Below are 25664 nucleotides of genomic sequence, written 5' to 3' on the forward strand. Positions count from 1 at the left end.
CATGGAAGCCATGACGCTGCACATCATGACCGTCTGCACGGGCAACATCTGCCGCTCGCCCATGGCCGAGGTCGTCCTGCGGGAACGCCTCGACGCCGCGGGGCTGGGTGATCGGGTCGTCGTCGACTCCACGGGGATCAGCTCCGAGGAGCAGGGCAACCCGATGGACCGCCGGGCCCGCCAGGTGCTCCTCGCCGCCGGGTACTCCGACCCCGCGCTCACCGAGCACCGTGCTCGCCGGGTGCGTCCGGCGGACCTCGGCGAACGGGACCTCGTCCTGCCGATGACCGCCGTCCACGCCGCCGAGCTGCGCCGCCTCGCCCTGCGTCACGGCCTGCCCGACGCCGTCGCCGACATCATCATGTTCCGCACCTTCGACCCGGCCGCCCCGCGCACCCAGGACTCCTCCCAGGAGCGCCTGCTCGACGTGGAAGACCCCTGGTACGGGGACATCAGCGACTTCGAGGTCTGCCTGAGCCAGGTCGAGGCCGCCGCGGACGGCATCGTGGAGTGGGCCCGGGTGCGCCTGGGCGACGTGCTGGAAGGCGCCTGAGACGCACCGACGGCCGAGGCGCTGCCGGGAGGCCGCTCAGTCGACGGCGTCGTCAGTGGGTCGTCAGTCGAAGGCGTAGCCGGTGACGAGCTGGTCGAAGGTCGTCACCAGGGATTCCCCGGCGACCGAGTGCGCGGCTGCGTAGGTGTAGGACTCCTGGGTCATGAGATCGGTGTAGTCCAGCGACCACACCGTCTCGCCCGTGCCCAGGTGCAGTGCCTCGATGCCGAAGGACGTGTCGGCGAGCAGGGCGTCGCCGGTCCGGGACAGGAGCAGGGCACTGCGGGTCCCGCTCGTCCAGCGCGGCTCCCCGGTGAGGGCGTCGACCGCGGCGATCGTGACGGACTCCTCCCACCACGTCTGGTGCAGCACGAGGTCGTCGACGGCCGTGTAGCTCGTCCACAGCGCCTCGGGATCAGGCGTGGCCGACCACAGCTCGACGCCCGTGCGCGAGTCGTAGGCGGCGTCACCGACGCCGGCGAAGGCCTCCATCACGTCGCTGGACCCCAGTCGCGCCCATGCGTTCCCGGCGGCGGTGAACGGCGCCGCACCCGAGGGAGTGACGGTCACCGTGACGGTCTCGTCCACCTCAGCGGTGGGCTCCGGCGCATTCTCGTCCACCTCGGTGACGGACTCCAGCAGGGTCCCGCCCGGCCACGGGGCGCTGGTCTGCTTGCTCGCCGCGGACAGGCTCTCCCCCTGGCCGGTGGCCAGGTCCACGATCATGGTTGCCCCCGAGACGTAGGACCACGCCGTGCCCTCGTCCACGAGGAACCCGCCGTAGTACTCGGTGGCCGGTACGTATCCGTTCTCCGACGACGTCTGCCAGCGGGCGTCAAGGTCGTCCGGGGTGCCGCGCGTCATGTGCAGCGCGCCGGTGAGGAGCGCGCTCCCCGCCAGGACGAGGTCTCCGTTGATCTCGGTGACCGTCACCGGCTTGAAGGTGACGCTGTCGCGCCCTTGGACGGTGCCGGTGCTGGTCTCGAAGGTCGCCACGTCCCAGGTCTCGGAGTCGAGGAGGTCCGTGCCGGTCACGCACACGGTTGAGGCTCCGGTGCCCACGACGTGACAGTCGACGGACACCGACCCGGCGAGATCGGTGCGCCACGACACTGCTCCGCTGTCCCGGTCCAGGCCGACCACAGCGGCTGCTGAGCCGGCCTCGACCGTCACGACCACCGTGTCCTGGCTGTTGGGCCGGTCGAGCGGGTCACCGGCGGCGAGCGCGACGAGGGTCATCGGGTCACCGGACATGAGGTCGGGGGCGCTGACCTGCCACACCTGGGTCGGCTCCGTGGTGTAGTCGACCGTGGGGCCCGCCGGGGCTGTGGGGTCGACCGGCTCGGGGGAGGACGGTGGCTCCTGCGTCAGGGCGGGGCTCGGGTCGGGGGTGGACGCCGCCACGGGGTTCTCCGCCTCGCCGCCCCAGTAGGCGTCGGCTCCCAGCGCGATCGCCGTCACCGCTGCGACGCCACCCAGGGCGACCGCGGCCACCAGCCCGGTCCGCTGCCACGGCGGGCGGGGGGTGGCAGAGGCAGGGGGAGACGGCTCTGTGGAGTCGTGAGGTGCTGAGGACATCCCCCCATACTCCTGTGACCAGCGAAGAAACGCCTGATGACACGCTGCTCCGCCGCGCACGAGGGAGCCAGGGCTGGAAGACTGCTGCACCATGAGCACCTCGTCACACACCCAGTCATCGAGCAGGCCGCACTGGGCAGGGCGTTGGGAGTCGCGCTTCGACCGTGGTCTTGCTCGCTCCTTGCGCCGCCGTGGATGGGCGCCGCGGGTCGAGCCCTACACCGGGTACGGCCTGGCCGCGGCAGCCGCGGAAGGGACCAGCGACGGGACCGGCGACGGGACCGGCGACGGAGCCGAGGGCTGGGTCCGCGTGCTGGCACGCGTGATGCTCGCCCCGGTCGGCCCGACCGACCCCACCCGCCAGCGCGGCCGCCACGAGCCGGCCGACCCCTCCGCGCTGCCCGAGGACTCCGCCCCGCAGCCACGGCGGCGCCGTGACCGCACCCGCACGCCAGACCCGCTGCTGGCGGTGCGCGGCTGGCGCAGCTTCGTCACCGCGCAGCTCCCGGGTGCGCGGGTCACGGTGGTCGTCGGCGACGTCGTGCACGAGGTGCTGACCGACCGTGGCGGCTACGTCGACGTGACCCTCCCTGCGCACCTGGACGCCGGCTGGCACGACGTGCAGGTCATCCCCGAGGGGGGCCCGGCCGTGGCGGCACCGGTCCGGGTCATGTCCACGCAGCCGTGCACCGGACTCGTGAGCGACATCGACGACACCGTCATGGTGACGATGCTGCCGCGTCCCCTGACCGCGATCTGGAACCTGCTCGTGCTGCACGAGGACGCCCGCCGCCCGGTCCCGGGGATGTCTCGGCTCTACGCCGACCTCGGTGCGCTCGGGACGTCGATGCCGGTGGTCTACCTGTCCACCAACGCCTGGAACGTGGCCCCCGCGATCCGCCGGTTCCTCGCCCACCACCGCTTCCCGGCCGGCCCGCTGCTCCTGACCGACTGGGGACCGACGAACACCGGATGGTTCCGCAGCGGCCCCGAGCACAAGCACCGCGTCCTGGAACGTCTGGCGAGGGAGCTCCCGCACGTGCGCTGGGTCCTGGTGGGCGACGACGGTCAGCACGACCCGCAGATCTACCGCGCCTTCGCCCGAGCGCACCCGGAGGAGGTGCGCGCCGTCGTCATCCGGGAGCTCTCACCCGGTCAGCACGTCTTCGCCCACGGTGCGCCCGCACCCACCGACGCCGCCCGGTCCGACGGCGGGACCGTGTCCGGCACGGATGTCCCTGAGGTCCGTGGCCCCGATGGCGAGGCGCTCGCCCGCCAGCTGCGCGCCGCCGGCGTGATCCCCGCACGGTCCACCCACCGCCCCGCTCACTGAGGCGACCGCACGGTGCCCCGGGGTCCGGGCGAGCAGCCGACATCCCGCACTCGGCGGAGGGCGTAGGAGAGGGCAGCCGACATCCCGCACTCGGCGGAGGGCGTAGGAGAGGATGGTCAGATGAAGATCTCCGGTCGGTCCCAGGTTCCCGCCTTCGCGGTCATGGAGGTGCTCGCTGAGGCGAATGCGCTGCGGGCTGCGGGCCGGTCCGTGCTCAACCTGTGCGCGGGCGAACCATCCACCGGCGCCTCCGACGCCGTGCGACGCCGGGCGATCGACCTGCTCACCGCGGGGGACCTCGGCTACACCGAGGCGATGGGCGCACCGGCCCTGCGCCAGGCGATCGCCGACCACTACGCCCGCTGGTACGACGTCGACGTCTCACCCGCGCAGGTCGCGGTGACCACCGGGTCCTCGGGCGGGTTCATGCTCGCCTTCCTCGCGGCCTTCGACGTCGGGGACCGCGTCGCGCTGGCGCGCCCGGGCTACCCGGCCTACCGCAACATCCTCACCTCCCTCGGCTGCGAGGTCGTCGAGCTCGACTGCGGCCCGGAGACCCGGTACCAGCCGACCATCTCCCAGCTGCAGCAGGCCTACTACGACGGCGGCCTCGACGGACTGGTGCTGGCGAGCCCGGCCAACCCGACCGGCACGATGCTCCCCGCCGACGACCTCGCCGCGCTCGCGGCCTGGTGCGAGGACTACGACGTCCGCCTCATCAGCGACGAGATCTACCACGGCATCTCCTACGACGCCGACGGCGCGGCGGCCCCCGGCGCCGGAGCCGCGACCGCGGCGGCCTTCCTCGGTGGCGGGGCCGTGGTGGTCAATTCCTTCTCCAAGTACTGGGCGATGACCGGCTGGCGGCTGGGCTGGCTGCTGCTGCCCGAGGACCTCGTCGTCCCCGTCGACGCCCTCGCCGGCAACGTCGCGCTGTGCCCGCCGGCCCTCGCCCAGCACGCCGGCATCGCCGCCTTCAGCGCGGAGGGCTACGCCGCCGCCCGGGAGAACGTCGAGCAGTACGCCGTCTCCCGGCGCCTCGTCCTGGACCGCCTCGGCGACCTCGGCTGGGGTCCGGTCGCCCCGGCCGACGGCGCCTTCTACGTCTACGCCGACATCTCCCGCTCCGGCCTCGACTCGGTCACCTGGTGTGCGCGGCTGCTCGCCGAGACCGGTGTGGCGCTCACCCCGGGCACCGACTTCGACGCGGTCCGCGGCACGGACTGGGTCCGGCTGTCCTTCGCGGCCGCCCCCGAGGTCGTCGCCGAGGCGGTCGACCGGATCGTGGCGTGGCAGGCGGGCCTGGACGGGACGCGCGCCGGGTGAGACGGTGCCTTCCCGCAGGTCCCTGCGCCTGTAAAGTTGGCAGCACAACCGCATATCGCGCTGCTCGAACCGCGGTGGGAGAGTCCTGAGAGGCCACCCATCACCTCAGGCGCCGAAGGAGCAAACCCTCCCCGGGAAACTCTCAGGCTCACGTACCGCCGCGGCGAGGCAACTCTGAACAGCAGGCCCGACGGCGGCCCTCCCTACGGGGAGTCCCGCCGCGTGCCTCACCGAAGGGGCAAGCCCGCTCACCGTCGCGGGCCAAACTCTCAGGTAGACCCTCCCGCCCGGTCACTCGGGCTGTCCAGGTCCGATGACAGAGCGGGGAGGATCCATGCCCATGGGGTCGGCTGCCGCCGTCCCCGACCACAGGAGCCTCCCGTGACCACGCCTCACCCCGCGCACGCGACCGCAGACGACGTGTTCGTCAACCGCCACATCGGCCCCCGGGACGGTTCCGCCGGCTCCCGCGACGACGTCGCCCTCATGCTCGACCACCTCGGCTACCCGAGCGTCGACGCCCTCATCGACGCCGCGGTCCCGGCCTCCATCCGCCTGGACGGGCCCCTGGACCTGCCCGCGGCCCGCACCGAGGCCGAGGTCCTCGCCGACCTGCGCGCCATCGCCGCGAAGAACCAGACCCGTACGCAGATGATCGGCCTGGGCTACTACGACACCATCACCCCGGCGGTCATCCGTCGCGGCGTGCTGGAGAACCCCGCCTGGTACACCGCGTACACGCCCTACCAGCCGGAGATCTCCCAGGGCCGCCTGGAAGCCCTGCTCAACTTCCAGACCGTGGTCTGCGACCTCACCGGCCTAGACGTCGCCAACGCCTCCCTGCTCGACGAGGCCACCGCCGTCGCGGAGGCCGTCGCCCTCATGTGGCGCGCAGCCAAGCGCCCGGCCACGGCCGGCCCCGGCGTCGTCGTGCTCGACGCCGACCTGTTCCCGCAGTCCCTCGCCGTCACCCTGGGCCGCGCCGAGGCCATCGGCCTGCCCGTCGTGATCGCCGACCTGACCAGCGGCTTTGCCGCCGGGGTCGAGGCTGCTCTGGCGGCCGCCGGCCAGCAGGACGCCGACGTCGTGGGCCTCGTGGTGGCGCAGCTCGGCGCGAGCGGGCACGCCCGCGACCTCGCACCGCTCGTCGCCGAGGCCAAGGCCGCCGGCGCGCTCGTCACCGTCGCCGCGGACCTGCTCGCCCTCACCCTGCTCGCCGCACCCGGCGAGCTCGGTGCGGACGTCGTCGTCGGATCCGCTCAGCGCTTCGGTGTCCCGCTGTTCTACGGCGGCCCGCACGCCGCCTTCATGTCGGTGCGCACGGGCATCGAGCGGATGCTTCCTGGCCGCCTGGTCGGCGTGAGCGTCGATGCCGACGGCGACGTGGCCTACCGCCTCGCGCTGCAGACCCGTGAGCAGCACATCCGCCGGGAGAAGGCGACGAGCAACATCTGCACCGCCCAGGCGCTGCTGGCCATCGTCGCCTCCATGTACGCCGTCTACCACGGCCCCGCAGGCCTCAAGGCGATCGCCGAGCGCGTCCACGCCCGCGCGGACGCCGTCGCCGACGCCGCCCGCGCCGCCGGCCTCACCGTCGAGCACGACACCTACTTCGACACCGTCCGCCTCGCCGTCCCCGGCCGCGCAGCAGCCCTGCTCGCAGCCGCCGACGCCGCCGGCATCAACCTCCACGCCCCCGACGCCGACCACCTCCAGATCGCCTGCGACGAGACCACCACCCCGTTCCACGTGGAACAGCTCGCCGCAGTCTTCTCAACAGCAGCAGGGATTGGGGGAAGCCCGGCAGGGCGTGGCTCGGGCATCGGCGACGAAGTCGCCGCGGGCGGGCCGGGCTTCCCCCAATCCCTGCCCCACGCATACCTCAGAACAAGCGACTACCTCCAGCACCCGATCTTCCACACGCACCACTCCGAGACCCAGATGCTGCGCTACCTGCGCACCCTGGCCGACAAGGACCTCGCCCTCGACCGGACGATGATCCCGCTCGGCTCGTGCACCATGAAGCTCAATGCCGCCGTGCAGATGGAGCCCATCTCCTGGCCGGAGTTCGCGGGCCTGCACCCCTTCGCGCCCACCGAGCAGGCGCAGGGCTACGCCGAGCTCATCACGACCCTCGAGGTGAACCTCGCCGAGATCACCGGCTACGCCGCGGTCTCGGTCCAGCCGAACGCCGGGTCGCAGGGTGAGTTCGCCGGGCTGCTCGCCATCGCCGGGTACCACCGCTCACGCGGGGAGACCGGTCGCGACATCTGCCTCATCCCCGCGTCGGCGCACGGCACCAACGCCGCGTCAGCTGCGATGGCCGGCATGCGCGTCGTCGTCGTGGCCACCGCGCCCGACGGTGAGATCGACCTGGCGGACCTGCGCGCCAAGCTCGAGGCGCACGGCCCGCAGGTGGCCGCGATCATGATCACCTACCCCTCGACGCACGGCGTCTACGAAGAAGGGGTGCGCGAGGTCTGCGACCTCGTGCACGCCGTCGGCGGCCAGGTGTACATCGACGGGGCCAACCTCAACGCGCTCGTGGGCCTGGCCAAGCCGGGGACCTTCGGCGGGGACGTCTCCCACCTCAACCTGCACAAGACCTTCTGCATCCCGCACGGCGGCGGCGGGCCCGGCGTGGGCCCGGTCGGCGTGGCCGCGCACCTCGTGCCGTTCCTGCCCGGCAACCCGCTCGACCCGAGCACCGGCATCCCGGTCTCCGCGGCGCCCTTCGGCTCCGCGAGCATCCTGCCGATCCCCTACGCCTACGTCTCCCTCATGGGACCGGACGGGCTGCGCAGGGCCACGGAGATGGCCGTCGTCTCGGCGAACTACCTCGCCGCACGGCTCACCGACGCGTTCCCGGTGCTCTACACCGGTCCGGGCGACCTCGTCGCGCACGAGTGCATCCTCGACCTGCGTCCGCTCACCGCGGCGACCGGCGTCACCGCCGAGGACGTGGCCAAGCGCCTCATGGACTACGGCTTCCACGCCCCGACGCTGTCCTTCCCGGTGCCCGGCACGCTCATGGTCGAGCCGACCGAGAGCGAGGACCTCGCCGAGATCGAGCGGTTCATCGCTGCGATGCTCGCCATCCGCGCCGAGATCGACGAGGTCGCCGCGGGGACCTGGGAGCTGGCCTCCTCGCCGCTGCGCCAGGCCCCGCACACGGCGGCCGCCGTCGTCTCCGACTCCTGGGACAAGCCCTACTCCCGGGAGCTGGCCGCATACCCGCTGGCCTCGCTGCGCGCGAGCAAGTACTGGCCGCCGGTGCGCCGCATCGACGGCGCCCGCGGCGACCGTCACCTCGTGTGCTCCTGCCCGCCCATCGAGGCCTACGCCGACGACGTCGCAGCATCTGCTGCGCCGCCCGCCACCGCGCCCGCCGCGCCCATCGTGACCAAGGAGAACGCATGAGCACCGAACGGTTCACCCCGCTGCACGACGAGCACGTCGCCCTCGGTGCCTCGATGACGGAGTTCGGCGGCTGGCAGATGCCGCTGCGCTACGGCTCCGACCTGGCCGAGCACAACGCGGTACGCACTGCGGCAGGCCTGTTCGACCTCTCCCACATGGGCGAGATCACGCTGACCGGGCCGCAGGCCGGTGCGGCGCTGGACTACGCCTTCGTCGGGTGGCTGAGCACCCTCGAGGTGGGCCGGGCCCGGTACACGATGATCGCCCAGGAGGACGGTGCGGTGATCGACGACCTCGTCGTCTACCGCACGGGGGAGACCGAGTTCCTCGTGGTCGCCAACGCGGGCAACGCCGAGGTGGTGCACGGCGAGCTCGTCGAGCGTGCCGTCGGCTTCGACGCCGAGGTCACCTTCACCTCGCCCGAGACGGCGCTCGTCGCCGTCCAGGGCCCCCTCGCCGAGGGCATCGTCACCGCGCTGGCCAGCCCCGAGTCCGCCGCCGCCGTCGCCGGGCTGAAGTACTACGCCATCACCGGCGCCGTCGTCGCCGGGATCGACGTGCTCGTCGCCCGCACCGGGTACACGGGGGAGGACGGCTTCGAGCTGTTCGTCCCCGCGGACCACGCGGTGGCGCTGTGGCGGGCGCTGCTCGCCCACGGGGAACCGGCCGGACTGGTCCCGGCGGGCCTGTCCTGCCGAGACAGCCTGCGCCTGGAGGCCGGCATGCCGCTCTACGGCCACGAGCTCGACCTCACCACCACGCCCTACGAGGCAGGGCTCGGGCGCGTGGTGCGCCTGGACAAGACCGGGCCGGACGGCGAGCCGCTGCCCTTCGTCGGCCGTGAGGCGCTGGCCTCCCGCAAGGGTTCTCAGCCCGCGCGGGTCCTCGTCGGGCTCAAGGTCGACGGACGCCGCCCCGCGCGGGCGGGGTACCCGGTCGCCTTCGACGCGACCAAGCTCGACCTCGTCATCGGGCACGTGACGTCGGGGGCGCCGTCCCCCACGCTCGGGTACCCGATCGCCCTGGCCTACGTGACGCCGGAGGTGTCCGCTGTGGGCACCCGGCTCGCGGTCGACGTCCGCGGCCGGGGCGAGACTGTCGAGGTCGTCGAGCTGCCCTTCTACCGCCGGCCGCGGTCCTGACCCAGGTCACCACAGCCAGCCTCTGCCCCCGTCCCATCCTTCGCTCAACCCGTTCAGGAGACCACGATGACGAACTTCCCCGCTGACCTCACCTATACCGCCGAGCATGAGTGGCTCACCAGCGGCTCGCCCGCCACGATCGGCATCACCTGGACCGCTCAGGACGCTCTGGGTGACATCGTCTACCTTGAGCTGCCCGCCGTGGGCACCGCGATCACGGCCGGGTCGGTGATCGGTGAGGTCGAGTCCACCAAGTCCGTCTCCGAGCTCTTCTCGCCGGTCACCGGCACCGTGGTGGAGGTCAACGCCGCCGCGGTGGACAGCCCTGAGCTGCTCAACTCCGACCCCTACGGGGCGGGCTGGCTCATCAAGGTCGACGTCTCGGAGGTCGGTCCCGTCCTGACGGCAGCCGAGTATGAGGCTAAGGTCGGTTTCTAACGGTCTCATAACGAATCGGGTGGGCGCCTTACGGGGCGTCCGGTTTCGGCCGATGCGCCGCCCACCCGATTCGGCCTTTATCTGACGATCTGTCCGGTGTGCCGGGAGTGCGGATCTGCCAGGAGGTGGTTGGATTGGAGGAGTATTCAGGGGATTGTGGAGAGATTCGGGACGGCCGACGGCCTCGCAGGTCACGAAAAACGCCGATGACCTGCGGATACACCAACGGAGCGACGTGTCATCACCCGCAGCGGGGGAAATCTCCCAAACTCAGGGTGAAATCCGCGTCATAGACCCCCGGTCAGGGCGTCTCTCCTTAGGACAGATGGAACCGGGCACTGATCCAGACTCGCTGGGCCGCCGGGAAGGGCTGGAGGAAGAATGACCACGATGGAGCTGCAAGGAACGGCCAAGGCGTCAAACGGCTCACTCACGCGACGCGAGCGCGTAGTGCTGTCGAACCTCACTGAAGAGGTGACGCTCGAGCAGATAGCCTCGAAGCTGTTCGTGACGCGCAACACCGTCAAGTCCCAGGTGCGCAGCGTCTACCGCAAGCTGGGTGTCTCCACCCGCTCCGAGGCTGTGGAGTGGGCCCGCGCAGCAGGTCTGTACACCAGCGAAGGGTGACCCACGCGAGGACGTCACACGCATGACACACATGCCTGGAACAATCTCAGGTATGTCAAGCACACCCGTCCTGGTCGTGGCAGCCGTGCTCGTCGACGACCTCACCCGTCCGACGATGCTCATGGCTGCGCGCAGGTCGCGCCCCGAGCACCTTGCCGGCCGCTGGGAGTTCCCCGGCGGCAAGGTCGATCCCGGGGAGACGCCGGTCGAGGGCCTGCACCGCGAGCTCCACGAGGAGCTGGGCGTGCAGGTCGAGCTGGGCACCGAGCTCGTCGGGCCTGACGACGGCGGCTGGACCATCACCGACCGCCACCTCATGCGCCTGTGGTTCGCCCGTGTGGTCGACGGCGAGCCCCAACCCCTCATCGAGCACGACGAGCTGCGCTGGCTGACGCCGGCCGCCTTCTTCGACGTGCCGTGGCTCGACGGCGACGTCCGGATCGTCGAGGCGCTCGCGCCGTATTTCCAGGAGTGACCGGCGGCGGATCTCTCCGCCGACCGGCCCATCCCCTCTGAGGCGTCCCGCTGGCCGCCCTTCAGGCCACCAGGTCCACCCCCCGGCTCACCAGGCGGACGGCTTGTAGTCCTTGAGGAAGCAGCCGAAGACGTCCTCGCCCAGCTCCCCGCGCACGATGGGGTCGTAGACCCGCGCCGCGCCGTCGACGAGGTCGAGGGGGGCGTGGAAGCCCTCCTCCGCCAGGCGCACCTTCGTGGTGTGCGGCCGCTCGTCGGTGATCCACCCGGTGTCGACGCTGGTCATGAGGATGTTGTCGGTCTCGAACATCTCGCGCGCGCTGGTCCGGGTGAGCATGTTCACCGCTGCCTTGGCCATGTTCGTGTGCGGGTGGCCGGGGCCCTTGTACCCGCGGGAGAACTGCCCCTCCATCGCCGAGACGTTGACGATGTACGTCCGCTCGGCGGCCGCCGCGCGCATGGACTCCCGCAGCCGGCTGATGAGGATGAACGGCGCGGTGGAGTTGCACAGCTGGACCTCGAGCAGCTCCAACGGGTCCACGTCCTCGACGTTCTGGACCCAGGAGTTGGAGGAGACGAGGTCCGGGACCAGCCCGGCGGCGTCGATCGCGGTCGCGTTGGCCACGCGGTCCAGTGAGGCCGAGCCAGCGGTCAGCGCGAGCTTGGTGAGCAGGTCCGCGCTGGTCACGCTCGCGTGGGCGATGGCTGTGGCCTCGGTCGGGACGGTGCCCTCCAGCGAGGCCGGGTGGGTGTCGTGGCTGCGCCCGAAGGTCAGCGTCTCGGGCAGGTACCCGCCCGGCAGCTCGGAGTCCTCGGCCGCGGCGAGCGGGGCGTAGGCGCCGGGGGAGCGGCGCACGGTCTGGGCCGCGTTGTTGATGAGGATGTCGAGGGGGCCCTGTGCGGCGACGTCGTCGGCCAGGGCCACGACCTGGGCGGGGTCGCGCAGGTCGATGCCGATGATCCGCAGGCGGTGGATCCACTCGTCGGCGTCGTCCATGGCCTTGAAGCGGCGGATGGCGTCGTTGGGGAAGCGCGTGGTGATGGTGGTGTGCGCGCCGTCGCGCAGCAGCCGCAGCGCGATGTACATGCCGATCTTCGCCCGCCCGCCGGTCAGGAGGGCGCGCTTGCCGGTGAGGTCGGTGCGGGCGTCGCGGCGGTCCCGGTTGAGGGCAGCGCACTCGGGGCAGAGCTGGTGGTAGAAGACGTCCACGTCGTTGTACTGCTGCTTGCACACGTAGCAGGCCTGGGACTTGATGAGCTTTCCGGCCGAGTGGCCGGTCGCTGCGGGCAGCAGCTCCAGGCCCTGCGTCTCGTCGTCGATCCGGGTGGGGGCCCCGGTCGCGGTCGCGGCGATGACGGCGTTGTCCGCGGAGCGGATCGCGTCCTTCGCGGCGTCGCGTCGCTGCTTCTTGACGGTCTTGTAGAGCTTGGCCGTGGCGCGCTGCAGCGCGATCTTGTCCGGGTGCTCGGGGTCGAGGAGGTTCGCGGCCTCGAGCACGCGGACGGCAGCAGCGAGCTCGGCAGGATCGATAGGCATGACACCGATTATCCCCCGTTTCCCGCTCCCTCAGACCCACCCGTCCCCACCAGCCACAACCCCCTCCCCACCCCCACCCACCCGCTGAGTGCTGGGTTGTGCACGCTCGACACCGGCGTGTCGCGTGCACAACCCAGCACTCAGCGAGGGGCTTGGGTGGGGAGGGGTGGGTGGGGTCAGGCGGTGGGGTCCCAGGCGTCGTCGGGGCGGTGGTGGGCGGGGGTGGGGACGAACTGCGCCTCGGTGCCGGGGGTCAGGTAGGTGCGGGCGAAGGCCAGGGACTGGGCGACGTCGTCATACCGCTCGGCGGCGGTGCGGGCCTTTCGGGTGCCGATCTCGACGACCACGTCCCCCTGCCAGCCGGTGCTGCTCAGGTGCTGGAGCAGCTTCGCCGCCGGCTGGGTGCCGCGGCCGGGGACGAGGTGCTCATCCATGCCGGAGTCGGTGCCGTCGGTGAGGTGCACGTGACGCAGCCGGCTGCCGAAGGCCTTGGCCATCTGCAGCGAGTCCTGGCGTGCGGTCGCGGCGTGGGACAGGTCGAGGGTGACGGAGTCGTAGTCGTGCTCGGTGGGGTCCCAGCCGGGCAGGTAGGCGCCGTAGTCGTGCTTGCGGGGACGCCACGGGTACATGTTCTCCACGGCGATGGTCAGTCCGGACTCCGCGGTCAGCGCGTGCACCTGGTCCACGAACTGGCGGGCGTACTTGCGCTGCCAGGCGAACGGCGGGTGCACCACGACGGTGTCTGCCCCCAGCGACTGGGCCATGTCGACAGCCTTGGCGAGCTTGGGCCCGGGCTTGGCGCCCCAGACGTTCTGGCTCACCAGGAGGGTCGGGGCGTGGATGGAGCGGATCGGGACGCCGGACTGCTGGGCCAGATGGACCAGAGCGTTGTCGTCCTGAGTGGTCGGGTCCGACCACACCATCACCTCCAACCCGTCATAACCGAGCTCGGCAGCGAGCTCGAAGGCGTAGGCAACCTTGCGCGGATACACAGATGCGCTGGACAGGGTCACCTTGATGGCGGCGTCGCTGGAGGTGGGCCGCGGGGCGTCCGGGGCGATGTCAGGCATACCGTCCACACTAGTGCCGCAAGGACATCGGGGAGACGACGACGCCCGGCTGCGCGGGTGGAGGCACCAGGGGTCGGGTAGAACTGGAGGATGAGCATCGAGTTCGTCTTGCTGAGCCAGCACCCCGAGCACATCGAGGTGTGCGCGGCCTGGTCGTTCGGGCTGTGGGGGAGTCAGAGCGGGAGCACCCTGGCGCGCGCCGTCACGAAGTTCACTCCCCACGAGGACAGCGACGGTGACGGTCCGGCCACGGTCGTCGCGGTCAAGCACGGGCACGCGATCGGGATGGCGAGCCTGTGGCCGGCAGACCTCCCCGAGCGACCGGACCTCACGCCGTGGCTCGCTGGGGTCTTCGTCCACGAGGAGCACCGCGGTCACGGCCTGGCCACCCGGCTGGGCCAGGAGGTGGAGAACCTGGCCCGCGCTCGCGGGGAAGGCATCCTCTACCTGGTCACCGAGCACGCCCAGGTGCTCTACGAGAAGACCGGGTGGCGGGTGCTGGACAAGGTCACCACCGTGCTGGGACCGGCCGCGCTGATGACCAAGACCCTGTGAGAGACCTGTGAGAGACCGCCGGCGCGGCACCCGGGGGTGCCACGCCGACAGCCTCTCAGCAGGGTGCTCTCAGCAGCGGGTCAGCCGAGCTGAGCGCGCACCGCGCGCGCAGCACCGACCAGGTGCTCGAGCGACGGCGTGGTCTCCGCGTAGCCGCGGGTCTTGAGCCCGCAGTCCGGGTTGACCCACAGCAGCGCGGGGTCCACTGACTTCACCGCGAGCTCGAGCAGCTCGGTCACCTCCTCCTGGGAGGGCACGCGCGGGGAGTGGATGTCGTAGACGCCCGGGCCCACGCCGCGGGAGAAGCCGGAGCCGCGCAGGTCAGGCAGGATCTCCATGCGCGAGCGGGCCGCCTCGATCGAGGTGACGTCCGCGTCGAGGGCGTCGATCGCGCCGATGACCTCGCCGAACTCGGAGTAGCACAGGTGCGTGTGGATCTGGGTGTCCGGGCGCACCCCCGCAGTGGACAGCGTGAAGGAGCTCACCGACCAGTCGAGGTAGGCGCCCTGGTCCGCCTTGCGCAGCGGCAGCAGCTCGCGCAGGGCGGGCTCGTCCACCTGGATGATGGCGATGCCGGCGGCCTCGAGGTCGCCGATCTCGTCGCGCAGCGCCAGACCGATCTGGTTCGCGGTCTCCCCCAGCGGGATGTCGTCGCGGACGAAGGACCAGGCCATGATCGTCACCGGGCCGGTGAGCATGCCCTTGACCGGCTTGGTCGACAGCGACTGGGTGTACTGCGTCCAGCGCACGGTCATCGGTGCCGGGCGGGAGACGTCGCCCCACAGGATCGACGGTCGCGTGCACCGCGAACCGTAGGACTGCACCCACCCGTTCTGCGTCACCGCGAAGCCGTCGAGCAGCTCGGCGAAGTACTGCACCATGTCGTTGCGCTCGGCCTCGCCGTGCACGAGCACGTCGATCCCGATCTCTTCCTGGAGCTCGACGACGCGCTTGATCTCCGCGCGCATCTCCTCCTCGTAGGCCTCCAGGGACAGCTCGCCCTTGGCGTGCGCGGCACGGGCCTTGCGGATGTCGAGGGTCTGGGGGAAGGACCCGATGGTCGTGGTCGGCAGCAGCGGCAGGTTGAGCCGCTCCGCCTGCGCCGCGCGACGCTCGTCGGCCGGGCCGCGGTGGAAGTCCGCACCGGACAGCGCGGCCGTGCGCTCACGCACCGCCTGCACGACGACGCCGGTCGCGCTGGCACGGGAGGCGACCGCCGCGCTCGCGGCGAGCAGCTGGGCGTGGATGGCCTCGCGGCCCTCGGTGAGGCCTTCGGCCAAGGTGACGACCTCGGCGACCTTCTCGTCGGCGAAGGCCAGCCAGCTCGTCAGGGTCTCGTCGAGGTCCGGCTCGTCGGCCGTGGTGTGCGGGACGTGCTGGAGCGAGGTGGACGTGCCCACCGTAATCGCGCCGGCCCCGAGCACCTCGAGGCGCTCGACGATCTCGAGCTTGGCGGACAGGTCCGCGCGCCAGATGTTGTGGCCGTCGATGACACCGGCGACGAGGGTCTTGGTCTCCAGCCCGGCGACCGGGCTGGTCGGCCCGGAACCCTTGACCAGGTCGATGGCCAGCGCCTCGACGTCGGTCGCGGCCACGACGGCGAGGGCCTCCTGCAGGTCGCCGAAGGGCGCTCCGAGGACGATGGCCGGGCGCTCGGGGCGGGCCAGGTCGGTCGCGAGCGTGCGGTAGGCGGTGGTCACCGCGGTGAGCACGTCGCCGAGCGGCACGTCGATGTTGTCGGTGACCAGCGCGGGCTCGTCGAGCTGGACCCACGGGGCGCCGGCGGCGGCCAGGGCGGTGAGCACCTGGACGTAGACGGGCAGCAGATCAGCGAGGCGGTCGAGCGGCTGGAAGCCGGCGGGTGCGTCGTCGGCAGCCTTGCTCAGCAGCAGGAAGGTCACCGGGCCGACGAGCACGGGGCGGGTGGTGACGCCGTCAGCCAGGCCCTCGGCGAACTCCCGCACGATCCGGTCGCTGGCGAAGCGGAACTCGGTGTCCGGGCCGATCTCGGGGACGAGGTAGTGGTAGTTGGTGTCGAACCACTTGGTCATCTCGAGCGGGGCGTCGTCACCGGCGCCGCGGGCGACGGTGAAGTACCCGGCCAGGTCCAGGCCGCCGTCGGCGTCGGTGAGCCCGGCGAAGCGGGTCGGGACGGCGCCGACGGTCGCTGCGGCGTCGAGCACCTGGTCGTAGAAGGAGAAGGAGCCGGGGATGGCGGCGTCGTCCGCGGACAGGCCGAGGCTGACGAGGTGGTCGCGGGTGCGCTTGCGCAGGGTCGCGGCGGCGGCCTCGAGCTCGGCGGCGTCGATGCGTCCGGCCCAGAAGGACTCGACCGCCTTCTTCAGCTCGCGGCGCGGGCCGATACGGGGGTAGCCGAGGATCGATCCGGCCGGAAATGCCGGGAACGTTCCCGGGGTGGAGGCAGAGCTGCGCTCGTGAGGTGTCGTCATGGTCATCCCTTAGGTCAGTGCGATGGTTGGTTGGGATGCGCCGACCCACGGCCCGCTGGCCAGGTCAGAACCAGTGCCCGAGGAGTCCGGGTGAGCTGGTCCGCCGCCGAGGTGTACGCCCTCGAGCAGGTCAAGTGCGGCTTCGTGCTTGTTGAAGGTGTAGATGTGCAGGCCCGGGGCTCCGGCTGCGAGGACGGCGTTCGCGAGCTCGACCGAGGCGCGAATGCCATGTGCGTGGCGTGCGGCCGGGTCGTCGAGAGCATCCAGCTCACGGACCAGGGCCGACGGCGCGGGGACGCCGGTGAGCGAGGCGACCCGGGCGAGCCGGGAGGGGTCGGTCATGGGCAGGATCCCCGCGAGGATCGGGATCGTCACGCCGGCCGCGCGGGCCTCGGTGACGAAGTCGATGTATGTGCTGGCCTCGTAGAACAGCTGCGTGATGGCGAAGTTCGCCCCCGCCTGCTGCTTCTCCAGGAGCCGTTGCACCTCTTGGGTGCGGGTGGTGCCGGCGGCGAGGTTGCCGTCGGGGAACGTGGCCACCGCGATGGTCAGCGGGCGTGCGGCTGAGCGCAGGGCGGTGGAGGGGTTGGCGGCGCAGCGGGTGGCCTCGACCTCGCGGAGCAGGGCGACGAGCTCGTCGGAGGAGTGCACGCCGTCGGGGTGCGGGCGCCAGTCCGGCTGGTCGCGCGGGGGGTCCCCGCGCAGCGCCAGGAAGCTGCGCACGCCCTCAGCGAGGAACTCGTCGATGACCTCGGCGACGTTGTCCCGAGATGCGCCGACGCAGGTGAGGTGGGCGATCGGCAGCACGGGGGCGTGCTCGAGGATCCGGCTGATCACCGTGCGCGCGGTGTCTCGGTCGCCGCCGGCGGCGCCGTAGGTCACCGAGACGAAGTCCGGGCGGGCCGCGATGAGGCGCTCGACCGTGCCCCAGAACTTCGGGGCGGCGGACGGGTTGCGGGGCGGCATGAGCTCGAAGGAGATCGTGGGCCGCTGACGCGAGGGCGGCCGGATGTGGGCGCTCTCGTGCACGGACAGGGGAACCGCCGCCGGAGCGGTCGGAGGTACGTCGGAAGCCGTCATGGGTCTCTCCATCGGACCTGGCGTTAGCACCCGCACCCTCAGGAGGCTTCCATTGTGGGGGGTTGCTGCGGTGTCGACGAGCCAGGACTCTCAACCGCTCTGGATGGTGGTCCCACCCTAGGAGCCATCCACCTGTCGGTCTAGACCTTCTCACATGCCGAGACCCCACCAACCGGAGACGCTGAGTGCTGGCTTGTGCACGCACATCAGCCGTAATTGCGTGAACAACCCAGCACTCAGCGTCGACGCGGCTCGGTGGGCGGGAACTCGCCGTCGTCGGAGCCGTCGTCCGCGGCGAAGAGCAGTTCGTGCAGCTGGACCTGGACCTGCTCCACGCGGGGGACGTCGTGCAGCACCACGCCGGCCTTGTCGGTCGCGTCGGAGATGACGATGGTGCCGCAGCCCAGGATCCGGTCCAGCAGGCCCTTCTCGTACGTCACGTCGTTGATCCGGTAGAGCGGGATGTCCCGGCCGGTGCGGGTGATGATCCCGCTGCGGGTGATGAGCCGGCGGTTGGTGATCGTGTACCGCGAGGTGGCCCAGCGCAGGAAGGGCAGCACGCTGCCCGCCACGAGGATCACCACCGCGACGCCGAGGATCGCCCAGCGCAGGCCCGCCTGCGCTGATCCCGCCGGGACCAGGAGGGCGAGGACCACGCCTGCCACGATCGTCACCACGGCGATGACGATCGCCAGGAAGAGCGCCTTGACGTGCGTGCGGAGGTTGAGGACGACGTGCTCGTCCGCACCGAGCGTGCTCTGGATTCCCATGGCGGCATCCTGCCACAGCGCCACCTGCAGGGACATGGCTCCTGGGTGGCCAGATCGGCGCAGAAGGTCGGTGCTCGTGCGGGCCGCCAGTCCCGGCCGGGGGGCGTCCGGTGCGAAGGTGCGCGGGCGACATCGACGTCGCTATGGTGTGCGCGTGACCAACTTCGAGGCGTATGTCATCACCGGCGGGACAGTGCACACCGGTCAGCGGGTCCTGGTGGACGGCTGGCTCGCGGTCGAGAACGGCCTGGTCGCGGCGGTGGGCGAGGGGGACGTGCCCGCCGAGCGGGCGCACCTTCGCCAGGTCGACGCCGCCGGCCACCGCGTGGTGCCCGGCTTCGTCGACATCCATTCCCACGGCGGCGGCGGGGCGGCCTTCGGGGCCGGCGACTCGCTCGTCGACGACGCCCGGACGGTCATCGCCACCCACCTCGCCCACGGCACCACGACGATGATCGCGAGCCTGGTCACCCAGTCCCTGCCGACGCTGCGCACCGCGGTCGAGGCGCTGGCCGACCTCGTGGAGGCGGGGGACCTGGCAGGCATCCACCTGGAAGGCCCGTGGCTGAGCCCCGCCCACCGCGGTGCCCACGACCCCCAGCTGCTGCGCGACCCGGCGATCGAGGACATCGACTTCCTGCTCGGCGCTCGTCCCGGCGCCGTCAAGGTGGTCACCATCGCCCCCGAGCTCCCCGGTGGGCTCGACGCCGTGCGCCGGATCGTCAGCCACGGTGCGGTCGCCGCGATCGGGCACACCGACGCCGACGCCGCGACCGCCGTCGCCTCGGTCGATGCCGGAGTCACCCTGGCCACCCACCTGTTCAACGCCATGCTGCCCGTCCACCACCGCGTGCCCGGACCGGTCCTCGCGCTGCTCGAGGACCCCCGCGTGGCGGTCGAGCTCGTGGCCGACGGCGTCCACCTGCACGCCCTGACCGTGCAGCACGCGGCGCGCGCGGCCGGCCCTGGCCGCACCGTCCTGGTCACCGACGCCATGGCGGCCACCGGGGTCAGTGACGGGGAGTACCTGCTCGGCGACCTCGTCGTCGACGTCGTCGACGGTGTGGCGCGGCTGCGCGAGGGCGGCGCGATCGCTGGCAGCACCCTCACCCTGGACGCTGCGCTGCGCTTCGCCACGGCGGTGGCCGGCGTCCCCTTCGAGGACGCCCTCGCCGCCGTCACCACCACCCCGGCCGCGGTGCTCGGGCGCACCGACGTGGGCAACCTCGAGCCGGGTGCCCGTGCTGACGTGGTGATCCTCGACGACGCGCTGACCGTCCGCGAGGTGTTCCGGGCGACGCAGCGCTCGACGACCGCAGTCTGACGCACCGCTCTCTGACGACGCCGTGGTTTGACGACGCCGCGGTCTGACGAGACACCGCTCTCTGACCACGACGGGGCCGGCAGCTCACGGCTGCCGGCCCCGTCGTCGTGCTCGGGTGCAGGAGGTCAGGCCCAGGCGATGGCCTCTGACCGGTGGAAGGCCAGGCCCTCGCTGGCCCACCAGGTGCCGTGCTGGCTCAGGGCTGCGGCGAAGGCCGGGAAGTCCTTGGGCGAGCCCCACGCCACCGAGGCGACGGCGGGCAGGCGGGGCAGGATGAGCGTGGTCGCGTCGTCGAAGGAGCGCACCGTCTCCGACCACAGGCATGCCTCGACGCCGACGATCGACTCTGCCGGGATGTTCGGCAGCTCGGCGACGGGGTCCCAGCCGTAGGCGTCCTCGACGTCGACCAGCGCCGCCCAGTCCAGGCCGAGCGTGGAGTCCGCGGTGTACTTCTGGTCCAGGTAGGCACGGGTGGCCGGGGAGGCGATGAAGGTGACGTCCTGGTCACGGGCCACCGCGGCCATGTGGGCGGTCCGCTCGCGCATGTTCCAGAACTGCAGGCGGGTCTGAGCGGGCAGCTGGGCGACGGAGGCCTCCTGCCAGAAGGTGAGCTTCTTGCCGTACTTCACCCCGACCTGCGCCAGGCGCTCCATGTACACCCGGTAGTCCTCCTCGCTCAGGGTGAGCGACTCGTCGCCGCCGAGGTGGATGTACTCCCCGCGGGTGTGCTTGGCGACGGAGGCGACGACGTCGTCCACGAAGCTCCATGACTCCTCGGCGGTCAGGTGCAGCGCGCTGAAGCCGACCTCGGTGCCCAGGTACGGTTCGCGGGGCTCGCCGTCCGGGCTGATCTCGGGGTAGGCGATCTGCGCCGCGTGGCTGTGACCGGGCAGGTCGATCTCGGGGACGATCGTGACGTGCAGCGCGGCCGCGTAGTCCTGGAGCTCCTCGAAGTCGGCGAGGGTGAGGAACCCGCCGGTGCCCCCGCCGACGTCGGTCCCGGAGGCGAGCTCGGTGAGCAGCGGCCGGTTCTCGATCTCCAGGCGCCAGCCCTGGTCGTCGGTGAGGTGCAGGTGCAGCGTGTTGAGGCGGTAGGCCGAGGCGAGGTCGATGGCCTTCTTGATGGAGTCCGGGCCGAGGAAGAACCGGCTGATGTCGAGCATGACGCCGCGCACCGCGTAGGCGGGGTGGTCGGAGATCTCGACGTCGGGGACCTGGCCGTCGCGGACCAGCTGGGTGAGGGTCTGCACGGCCCAGAACGCCCCGGCCTCGTCGGCGGCGCGCAGCGTCCACCGCCCGTCGGTGAGGGCAAGGGTGTAGCCCTCGGCCGGGAGGGCCTCGTCGATGCCGGTGACCACGGCCACCGGGGGAGCCGGGTCCACCGCCGGATCCGTCGAGGGGATGCGGTCCACCAGGCGCGCGGCGAGGGCCCCTGCTCGCGGTGCCCACGAGGTCAGCGACGCGGCCAGCGCGTCGACGTCCTGGACCAGAAGGGGTGACTCTCTCCCATCTGTGCACCGTGTGTGGAGTGGGGCGGGAAGGACCGGAACGGGCATTGTGCTCTCCTTTGAGGACCTGTCATGATGGGGATCAGCGCTGACCAGCCGATTGACAGCGACTAAGTATGTAAGGTGTACTTAGTATATGGCACGCAACGCAGCCCCTGCCGATGTCCGTCGCTCATCGGCGCGCTCCGGATCTCCGGCGGGCAAGATTTTACCGTCGGACGCACGCATCCATCATCGTGCCCTCGTCCTCCAGCACCTCTTCGACGGAGGGCCGGTCAGCCGAGCTGACCTGGCGCGCCTGACCGGGCTCGCCCGGGTCACGGTCTCCGACGTCGTCGCCGACCTTCTGGACAGCGGCCTCATCGTCGAGCTCGGCGTCCGCCCCGGCACGCACATGGGCAAGCCCGCCACCCTCGTCGGAGTCAACGTCACCGGCGGCTTCGTCGTGTGCCTCGACCTGTCCGACGACGCGGTGCTGCGCGGTGCGCTCGTCGACCTCGCCGGGTCACGGGTCAAGACCACCGAGGTGGACCTGGACGGCGCGACCGGTCAGGACGCGGTCGACAAGACCATCGCGCTGACCAAGCACCTCATCAAGACCTCACCGGGACGCGTGCTCGGGATCGGCGTCGGGACCCCCGGCGTCGTCACGGTCGACGGAGTGGTGCGCCGGGCGCCCAACCTCGGCTGGACCAACGTCGACCTGCGCACCGAGCTCGAAGAGGCGGTCGGCTACCCCGCCTACGTCGCCAACGACGCTGACACCGCCGCCCTCGCCGAGGACACCTTCGGGGAAGGGTCCGGCTCCGGTCTGCTGCTGGTGGAGATCGGCCACGGCGTGGGCGCGGGAATCCTCCTGGACGGCTCGCTGCTGCGCGGACCGGACGGCACCGCGGGAGAGATCGGCCACGTCAACGTGCTGGCCGACGGCCCAGAGTGCTCCTGCGGACGACGCGGCTGCCTCGAGTCCCTCGTGGCCGTGCCGCGCCTGCGCGCCAAGATCAAGGGCCTGAGCGAGGCGGAGGCAGCGGGTGTGCTCGCCGCGGCTGGACGCCAGCTGGGCAAGATCCTCGCCCCCATCACCCAGGCCCTCGGCCTGCGCGACGTCGTCCTCTCCGGGCCCGACGAGCTGCTCAACGGCCCGCTGCTGCAGGCCGCCGAGTCCACGGTGCTCGCCCTCACCCGTCCCTTCGGTGAGCAGCACGTCCGCCTGCGGATGTCTGGCCTCGGGCACGACGGCGTCCTCGCCGGCGCCGCCGCCCACGTCTTGGACCGTGAGCTCGGTCTGTCATGACCCGAGCGTCCGGCATCAGCTGACCCTTGTGACCAGAACCCCGTCCGGCCGAGCAGGCCGGATCGACGACGAGCGCGCGACGGCTGCGCTCACAGAAGGAGCGCCACCATGGAGATCGTGATCCAGCCGACGGCCGAGGACATCGCATCGATCGTCGCGGACTCGATCGAGCAGCTGCTGGGCTCCCACGAGGCCCCGATCCTCGGGCTGGCGACCGGCTCCTCCCCGCTGCCGGTCTACCGGGAGCTCGTGCGCCGCCACGTGGAGCAGGGCATGAGCTTCGCCCATGCCCGGGCCTTCCTGCTGGACGAGTACGTCGGCCTGCCCGCGGGGCACCCGGAGTCCTACCGCGAGGTCATCCGCCGCGAGTTCACCGGTCTCGTGGACATCACCGATGACCACGTGCAGAGCCCGGACGGCTTCTCCGCGGAGATCGCCACGGCAGGGGAACGCTACGACGCCGCGATCGCGGCGGCCGGCGGCATCGACCTGCAGCTGCTGGGCATCGGCACCGACGGGCACATCGCCTTCAACGAGCCCGGCTCCTCCCTCGCCTCGCGCACCCGCCTCAAGACCCTCACCGAGCAGACCCGCCAGGACAACGCCCGCTTCTTCGACAGCGTCGAGGACGTGCCCTTCCACGTCCTCACCCAGGGTCTCGGGACGATCCTGGAGGCACGCCACCTCGTGCTCGTGGCCAGCGGGGAGAACAAGGCCGAGGTGGTCGCGGCCATGGTCGAAGGACCGCTCAGCGCCTTCTGTCCTGGCTCGGTGCTCCAGCTGCACCCGCATGCGACCGTCCTGCTCGACGAGGCCGCCGCGTCCCAGTTGAAGTTCACCGACTACTACCGCTACTCCTACGCCCACAAGCCTGACTGGCAGCAGCTGTGAGTGACACCCTCGTCCTCGCCCTCGACATCGGCGGGACGAACGCACGCGGTGAGGTGCTCGACGCCGGGCTCGGCCGCCCGCTCGCCAGCGCGAGCCTGCCCACGCCCTACGGCGACGGCGAGGCGACGCTGACGACCATCGAACGGCTCTGCGGCCAGCTCATGGACTCCCTCGACCCGATCGATCGCGGCCGGGTCCGCGCAGTGGGTCTGGGTGTCCCCGGGATCATCGAGGGGCAGACCGGAGTCGTGCGGCTGGCCAGCAACCTCGGGTGGGTCGGGACGCCGGTCGGTGACCGGCTCAGCGAGAGGGTCGCCCTGCCCGTCCACGTCCACCACGACGTCACGGTCGCCGGCCTGGCCGAGCACCGCCTCGGCGCCGGTGCCGGGACCGACGACCTCGTGGCGGTGTTCATCGGCACCGGCATCGCGGCCACCATCGTCAGCGGCGGCCAGGCCGTGGAAGGCGGGCTGCACCAGGCCGGGGAGCTCGGTCACGTGCCGATCGTCCCCGACGGACGTCCCTGCCCGTGCGGGCAGCGCGGCTGCCTGGAGATGTACTGCTCGGCGCGCGCCATCGGCCATGCCTACGCCGCGGCCATCGGGCGACCCGGTGCGACCTCCCTCGACGTCGTCAACGACCTGGGCACGGACCCGCGCGCCGACGCGGTGTGGGCCGAGGCGATCGACTGGCTCGCTCACGGCCTGATGGGGGTCATCACCCTGCTGTCCCCCTCGCGCCTCGTCCTGGGTGGCGGGCTCTCGGCAGCCGGGGACACGCTCGTGGTCCCGCTGCGCGAGCGCCTGCTGGCGCTGGCCCACGTGGCCACGGTCCCGCCGATCGTCACCGCCCAGCTCGGTCAGCGGGCCGGCGTGCTCGGCTCTGCCCTGGCGACCTTCCGCAGGCTCGACGTCGCGTCTCTGTGACGGACCGGTCCCCGGGCCGCCGGCTCAAGCAGCCGCTAGCCGCACCCTGGGGCCGCATGTACCCTGATGCGGTGCGTTGGCAGCAGCAGCGATTTTCTCACCCCCGGCCGGGACATGGCCGCGGGGTCTGTGACGCACGCGCCTAGCGCGCACGATCTCCGTAGGCACGGCCGGGGGGAGCTCATCCCTCACCTGCCCGCACGTCCAACGGAGATATCCCCATGTCGCACGCTCACTACCTGACCCCTGACCAGCTCTCACGCGCCCTGTCGCTGCGCGACCTGACAGACCCCGCCCACGGCGAGCATGCCGTCCAGACGCTGCTCGACGCGGTCGTCGCAGCCGTGCGCGCAGAGTCCGGCGCGACCCTTCGATACGTACGCAACACCCCGCTGGTCGCGGTCCGTGACAACTACGACCGCCTCGGCTACGCCCGAGGGGACGTGACCCGGGCCCGCCGGTACACCCGGTACGTCAGCCCGACCGTCATGCTGCGCAGTCATACGAGCGCCGACCTTCCCGCTGCGCTCGAGGACTATGCCGGCCGGGACGGCGTCGACGAGCTGATCGTGGCACCCGGCTTGGTCTACCGGCGCGACGCGGTCGACCGCACCCATGTCGGCGAACCGCACCAGGTGGACCTGTGGCGCATCCGCAGCACACCGGTCACCGACGACGCGCAGATGCTCGCCATGATCGGGCTCGTGGTCGACGCCGTGCTCCCAGGAGCCCGGTGGACGGTGAGCGACGTGACCCATCCCTACACGACCGGTGGACGTCAGATCGACGTGCTCCACGACGGCGAGTGGCTCGAGCTGGCCGAGTGCGGCCGCATCCACCCCGACGTCCTGCGGGGATCGGGCCTCGACCCCGACAGGTGGTCGGGGCTGGCGCTCGGCATGGGCCTGGAGCGTGCGCTGATGCTGCGCAAGGCAGTGCCCGACATCCGATACCTCAGGGCCCAGGACCCGCGCATCGCCGCGCAGATGCTCACCCTGGAGCCCTGGCAGCACGTCTCGGCCCTTCCTTCCGCACGGCGTGACATCTCGGTGGTCACCGGAGAGGAGGAAGACGAGGAGACGGTGGGAGACAGGATCAGAACCGCTCTCGGGGACGATGCAGACGTCGTCGAGTCGGTCGAGCTGCTCAGTCGCACCACCTACGACGAGCTGCCACCGGCGGCGCGCGAGCGCCTGGCCATCACGGCCGGTCAGGTCAATCTGCTCCTGAGGATCGTCCTGCGCCCGATCGACCGGACGCTCACGTCGGAGGGGGCCAACGCGATGCGCAACATCATCTACACGGCCGTGCACGAGGGGCCGGTGATGGAGCTGGTCTGAGCACGCCTGGACCGGCTCCCACGAGCCG

21 protein-coding genes and 2 riboswitches are annotated in these 25664 nt (G+C 71.5%); of the genes, 14 read left to right on the forward strand and 7 right to left on the reverse strand.

Annotated features, from left to right (window positions below; translation table 11 throughout):
* The first annotated feature begins 10 nt into the window (after positions 1-10).
* The gene (locus SS2_RS02080) at positions 11-553 is read left to right on the forward strand and encodes a low molecular weight protein-tyrosine-phosphatase (RefSeq protein ID WP_066460717.1); all 543 of its coding nucleotides are present in this window, start codon (positions 11-13) and stop codon (positions 551-553) included.
* Between the two features lie 63 nt (positions 554-616).
* Here the strand turns inward: SS2_RS02080 and SS2_RS02085 are convergent, their stop codons facing one another.
* Positions 617-2131 (reverse strand): hypothetical protein, encoded by a 1515-nt coding sequence (locus SS2_RS02085; protein WP_066460718.1) that lies wholly within the window; start codon positions 2129-2131, stop codon positions 617-619.
* Positions 2132-2222: 91 nt separating this feature from the next.
* Between SS2_RS02085 and SS2_RS02090 the strand changes: the two genes are divergently transcribed.
* The 7 genes from SS2_RS02090 (at position 2223) to SS2_RS02120 (ending at position 10892) form a co-directional block, all read left to right on the forward strand.
* Positions 2223-3464, forward strand: coding sequence for an App1 family protein phosphatidate phosphatase (locus SS2_RS02090; protein WP_066460719.1), 1242 nt, complete (start codon positions 2223-2225; stop codon positions 3462-3464).
* Positions 3465-3584: 120 nt separating this feature from the next.
* Positions 3585-4790 (forward strand): aminotransferase class I/II-fold pyridoxal phosphate-dependent enzyme, encoded by a 1206-nt coding sequence (locus tag SS2_RS02095; protein ID WP_066460720.1) that lies wholly within the window; start codon positions 3585-3587, stop codon positions 4788-4790.
* A gap of 65 nt (positions 4791-4855) precedes the next feature.
* Positions 4856-4958, forward strand: a riboswitch (glycine riboswitch).
* 213 nt (positions 4959-5171) lie between these two features.
* The gene (gene gcvP / locus SS2_RS02100; protein ID WP_066460721.1) at positions 5172-8210 is read left to right on the forward strand and encodes an aminomethyl-transferring glycine dehydrogenase; all 3039 of its coding nucleotides are present in this window, start codon (positions 5172-5174) and stop codon (positions 8208-8210) included.
* Positions 8207-9352, forward strand: a complete 1146-nt coding sequence (gcvT, locus tag SS2_RS02105; protein ID WP_066460722.1) for a glycine cleavage system aminomethyltransferase GcvT — start codon at positions 8207-8209, stop codon at positions 9350-9352. Before gcvP ends, gcvT begins: the two co-directional genes overlap by 4 nt.
* Positions 9353-9418: 66 nt before the next feature.
* Positions 9419-9790 (forward strand): glycine cleavage system protein GcvH, encoded by a 372-nt coding sequence (gene gcvH, locus SS2_RS02110; protein ID WP_066460723.1) that lies wholly within the window; start codon positions 9419-9421, stop codon positions 9788-9790.
* A gap of 381 nt (positions 9791-10171) precedes the next feature.
* Entirely contained in the window at positions 10172-10417 is a 246-nt protein-coding gene (locus tag SS2_RS02115) for a LuxR C-terminal-related transcriptional regulator (protein ID WP_066460724.1), read from the forward strand.
* A 52-nt stretch (positions 10418-10469) separates the two neighbouring features.
* A complete protein-coding gene (locus tag SS2_RS02120) occupies positions 10470-10892 on the forward strand; it encodes a (deoxy)nucleoside triphosphate pyrophosphohydrolase (protein WP_083941545.1) in 423 nt (140 codons plus the stop codon).
* 87 nt (positions 10893-10979) lie between these two features.
* On the opposite strand, the gene SS2_RS02125 is transcribed toward SS2_RS02120, so the two are convergent.
* Both SS2_RS02125 and SS2_RS02130 read right to left on the reverse strand, forming a co-directional pair.
* A complete protein-coding gene (locus SS2_RS02125; RefSeq protein WP_066460726.1) occupies positions 10980-12428 on the reverse strand; it encodes an SDR family NAD(P)-dependent oxidoreductase in 1449 nt (482 codons plus the stop codon).
* A 176-nt stretch (positions 12429-12604) separates the two neighbouring features.
* Positions 12605-13498 (reverse strand): sugar phosphate isomerase/epimerase family protein, encoded by an 894-nt coding sequence (locus SS2_RS02130; protein ID WP_066460727.1) that lies wholly within the window; start codon positions 13496-13498, stop codon positions 12605-12607.
* A 90-nt stretch (positions 13499-13588) separates the two neighbouring features.
* Between SS2_RS02130 and SS2_RS02135 the strand changes: the two genes are divergently transcribed.
* Complete coding sequence (locus tag SS2_RS02135) at positions 13589-14053, forward strand: GNAT family N-acetyltransferase (RefSeq protein ID WP_066460728.1); 465 nt, start codon at positions 13589-13591, stop codon at positions 14051-14053.
* Between the two features lie 80 nt (positions 14054-14133).
* Here SS2_RS02135 and metE read toward each other — a convergent pair whose 3' ends face one another.
* From metE to SS2_RS02150, 3 genes are all read right to left on the reverse strand, one after another.
* On the reverse strand, positions 14134-16503 hold the full coding sequence (metE, locus tag SS2_RS02140; RefSeq protein ID WP_439646286.1) for a 5-methyltetrahydropteroyltriglutamate--homocysteine S-methyltransferase: 2370 nt from the start codon (positions 16501-16503) through the stop codon (positions 14134-14136).
* Between the two features lie 9 nt (positions 16504-16512).
* On the reverse strand, positions 16513-17583 hold the full coding sequence (locus SS2_RS02145) for a methylenetetrahydrofolate reductase (RefSeq protein ID WP_066460730.1): 1071 nt from the start codon (positions 17581-17583) through the stop codon (positions 16513-16515).
* 5 nt (positions 17584-17588) lie between these two features.
* Positions 17589-17693, reverse strand: a riboswitch (SAM riboswitch).
* Positions 17694-17819: 126 nt separating this feature from the next.
* On the reverse strand, positions 17820-18353 hold the full coding sequence (locus SS2_RS02150; protein ID WP_066460808.1) for a PH domain-containing protein: 534 nt from the start codon (positions 18351-18353) through the stop codon (positions 17820-17822).
* A gap of 154 nt (positions 18354-18507) precedes the next feature.
* On the opposite strand from SS2_RS02150, the gene nagA reads away from it, so the two are divergent.
* Positions 18508-19677: an N-acetylglucosamine-6-phosphate deacetylase gene (gene nagA, locus SS2_RS02155; protein WP_066460809.1), complete on the forward strand. Its 1170-nt coding sequence runs from the start codon at positions 18508-18510 to the stop codon at positions 19675-19677.
* Positions 19678-19802: 125 nt separating this feature from the next.
* Here nagA and SS2_RS02160 read toward each other — a convergent pair whose 3' ends face one another.
* Positions 19803-21233, reverse strand: a complete 1431-nt coding sequence (locus SS2_RS02160) for a family 20 glycosylhydrolase (protein WP_083941548.1) — start codon at positions 21231-21233, stop codon at positions 19803-19805.
* An 88-nt stretch (positions 21234-21321) separates the two neighbouring features.
* On the opposite strand from SS2_RS02160, the gene SS2_RS02165 reads away from it, so the two are divergent.
* The 4 genes from SS2_RS02165 (at position 21322) to srmL (ending at position 25636) form a co-directional block, all read left to right on the forward strand.
* The gene (locus tag SS2_RS02165; RefSeq protein WP_066460732.1) at positions 21322-22479 is read left to right on the forward strand and encodes an ROK family transcriptional regulator; all 1158 of its coding nucleotides are present in this window, start codon (positions 21322-21324) and stop codon (positions 22477-22479) included.
* Between the two features lie 108 nt (positions 22480-22587).
* The gene (nagB, locus tag SS2_RS02170; protein WP_066460733.1) at positions 22588-23370 is read left to right on the forward strand and encodes a glucosamine-6-phosphate deaminase; all 783 of its coding nucleotides are present in this window, start codon (positions 22588-22590) and stop codon (positions 23368-23370) included.
* Positions 23367-24296 (forward strand): ROK family protein, encoded by a 930-nt coding sequence (locus SS2_RS02175; RefSeq protein ID WP_066460734.1) that lies wholly within the window; start codon positions 23367-23369, stop codon positions 24294-24296. The genes nagB and SS2_RS02175 overlap by 4 nt, the downstream gene beginning before the upstream one ends.
* Before the next feature lie 221 nt (positions 24297-24517).
* The gene (gene srmL, locus SS2_RS02180) at positions 24518-25636 is read left to right on the forward strand and encodes a PheS-related mystery ligase SrmL (protein WP_066460735.1); all 1119 of its coding nucleotides are present in this window, start codon (positions 24518-24520) and stop codon (positions 25634-25636) included.
* The last annotated feature ends 28 nt before the right edge of the window (positions 25637-25664 follow it).

This window comes from Sanguibacter suarezii NBRC 16159, assembly GCF_001552735.1.
GTDB classification, from domain to species: Bacteria; Actinomycetota; Actinomycetes; order Actinomycetales; family Cellulomonadaceae; genus Sanguibacter; species Sanguibacter suarezii.

Coding starts and splice junctions, on each gene's coding strand:
- SS2_RS02090 (WP_066460719.1), top strand. CDS start 2,223: ATGAGCACCTCGTCACACACCCAGTCATCGAGCAGGCCGCACTGGGCA.
- SS2_RS02130 (WP_066460727.1), bottom strand. CDS start 13,498: ATGCCTGACATCGCCCCGGACGCCCCGCGGCCCACCTCCAGCGACGCC.
- srmL (WP_066460735.1), top strand. CDS start 24,518: ATGTCGCACGCTCACTACCTGACCCCTGACCAGCTCTCACGCGCCCTG.
- SS2_RS02125 (WP_066460726.1), bottom strand. CDS start 12,428: ATGCCTATCGATCCTGCCGAGCTCGCTGCTGCCGTCCGCGTGCTCGAG.
- gcvT (WP_066460722.1), top strand. CDS start 8,207: ATGAGCACCGAACGGTTCACCCCGCTGCACGACGAGCACGTCGCCCTC.
- SS2_RS02160 (WP_083941548.1), bottom strand. CDS start 21,233: ATGCCCGTTCCGGTCCTTCCCGCCCCACTCCACACACGGTGCACAGAT.
- gcvH (WP_066460723.1), top strand. CDS start 9,419: ATGACGAACTTCCCCGCTGACCTCACCTATACCGCCGAGCATGAGTGG.
- nagB (WP_066460733.1), top strand. CDS start 22,588: ATGGAGATCGTGATCCAGCCGACGGCCGAGGACATCGCATCGATCGTC.
- metE (WP_439646286.1), bottom strand. CDS start 16,503: ATGACGACACCTCACGAGCGCAGCTCTGCCTCCACCCCGGGAACGTTC.
- SS2_RS02165 (WP_066460732.1), top strand. CDS start 21,322: ATGGCACGCAACGCAGCCCCTGCCGATGTCCGTCGCTCATCGGCGCGC.
- SS2_RS02085 (WP_066460718.1), bottom strand. CDS start 2,131: ATGTCCTCAGCACCTCACGACTCCACAGAGCCGTCTCCCCCTGCCTCT.
- SS2_RS02135 (WP_066460728.1), top strand. CDS start 13,589: ATGAGCATCGAGTTCGTCTTGCTGAGCCAGCACCCCGAGCACATCGAG.
- SS2_RS02080 (WP_066460717.1), top strand. CDS start 11: ATGACGCTGCACATCATGACCGTCTGCACGGGCAACATCTGCCGCTCG.
- SS2_RS02150 (WP_066460808.1), bottom strand. CDS start 18,353: ATGGGAATCCAGAGCACGCTCGGTGCGGACGAGCACGTCGTCCTCAAC.
- SS2_RS02095 (WP_066460720.1), top strand. CDS start 3,585: ATGAAGATCTCCGGTCGGTCCCAGGTTCCCGCCTTCGCGGTCATGGAG.
- SS2_RS02120 (WP_083941545.1), top strand. CDS start 10,470: ATGTCAAGCACACCCGTCCTGGTCGTGGCAGCCGTGCTCGTCGACGAC.
- SS2_RS02115 (WP_066460724.1), top strand. CDS start 10,172: ATGACCACGATGGAGCTGCAAGGAACGGCCAAGGCGTCAAACGGCTCA.
- SS2_RS02145 (WP_066460730.1), bottom strand. CDS start 17,583: ATGACGGCTTCCGACGTACCTCCGACCGCTCCGGCGGCGGTTCCCCTG.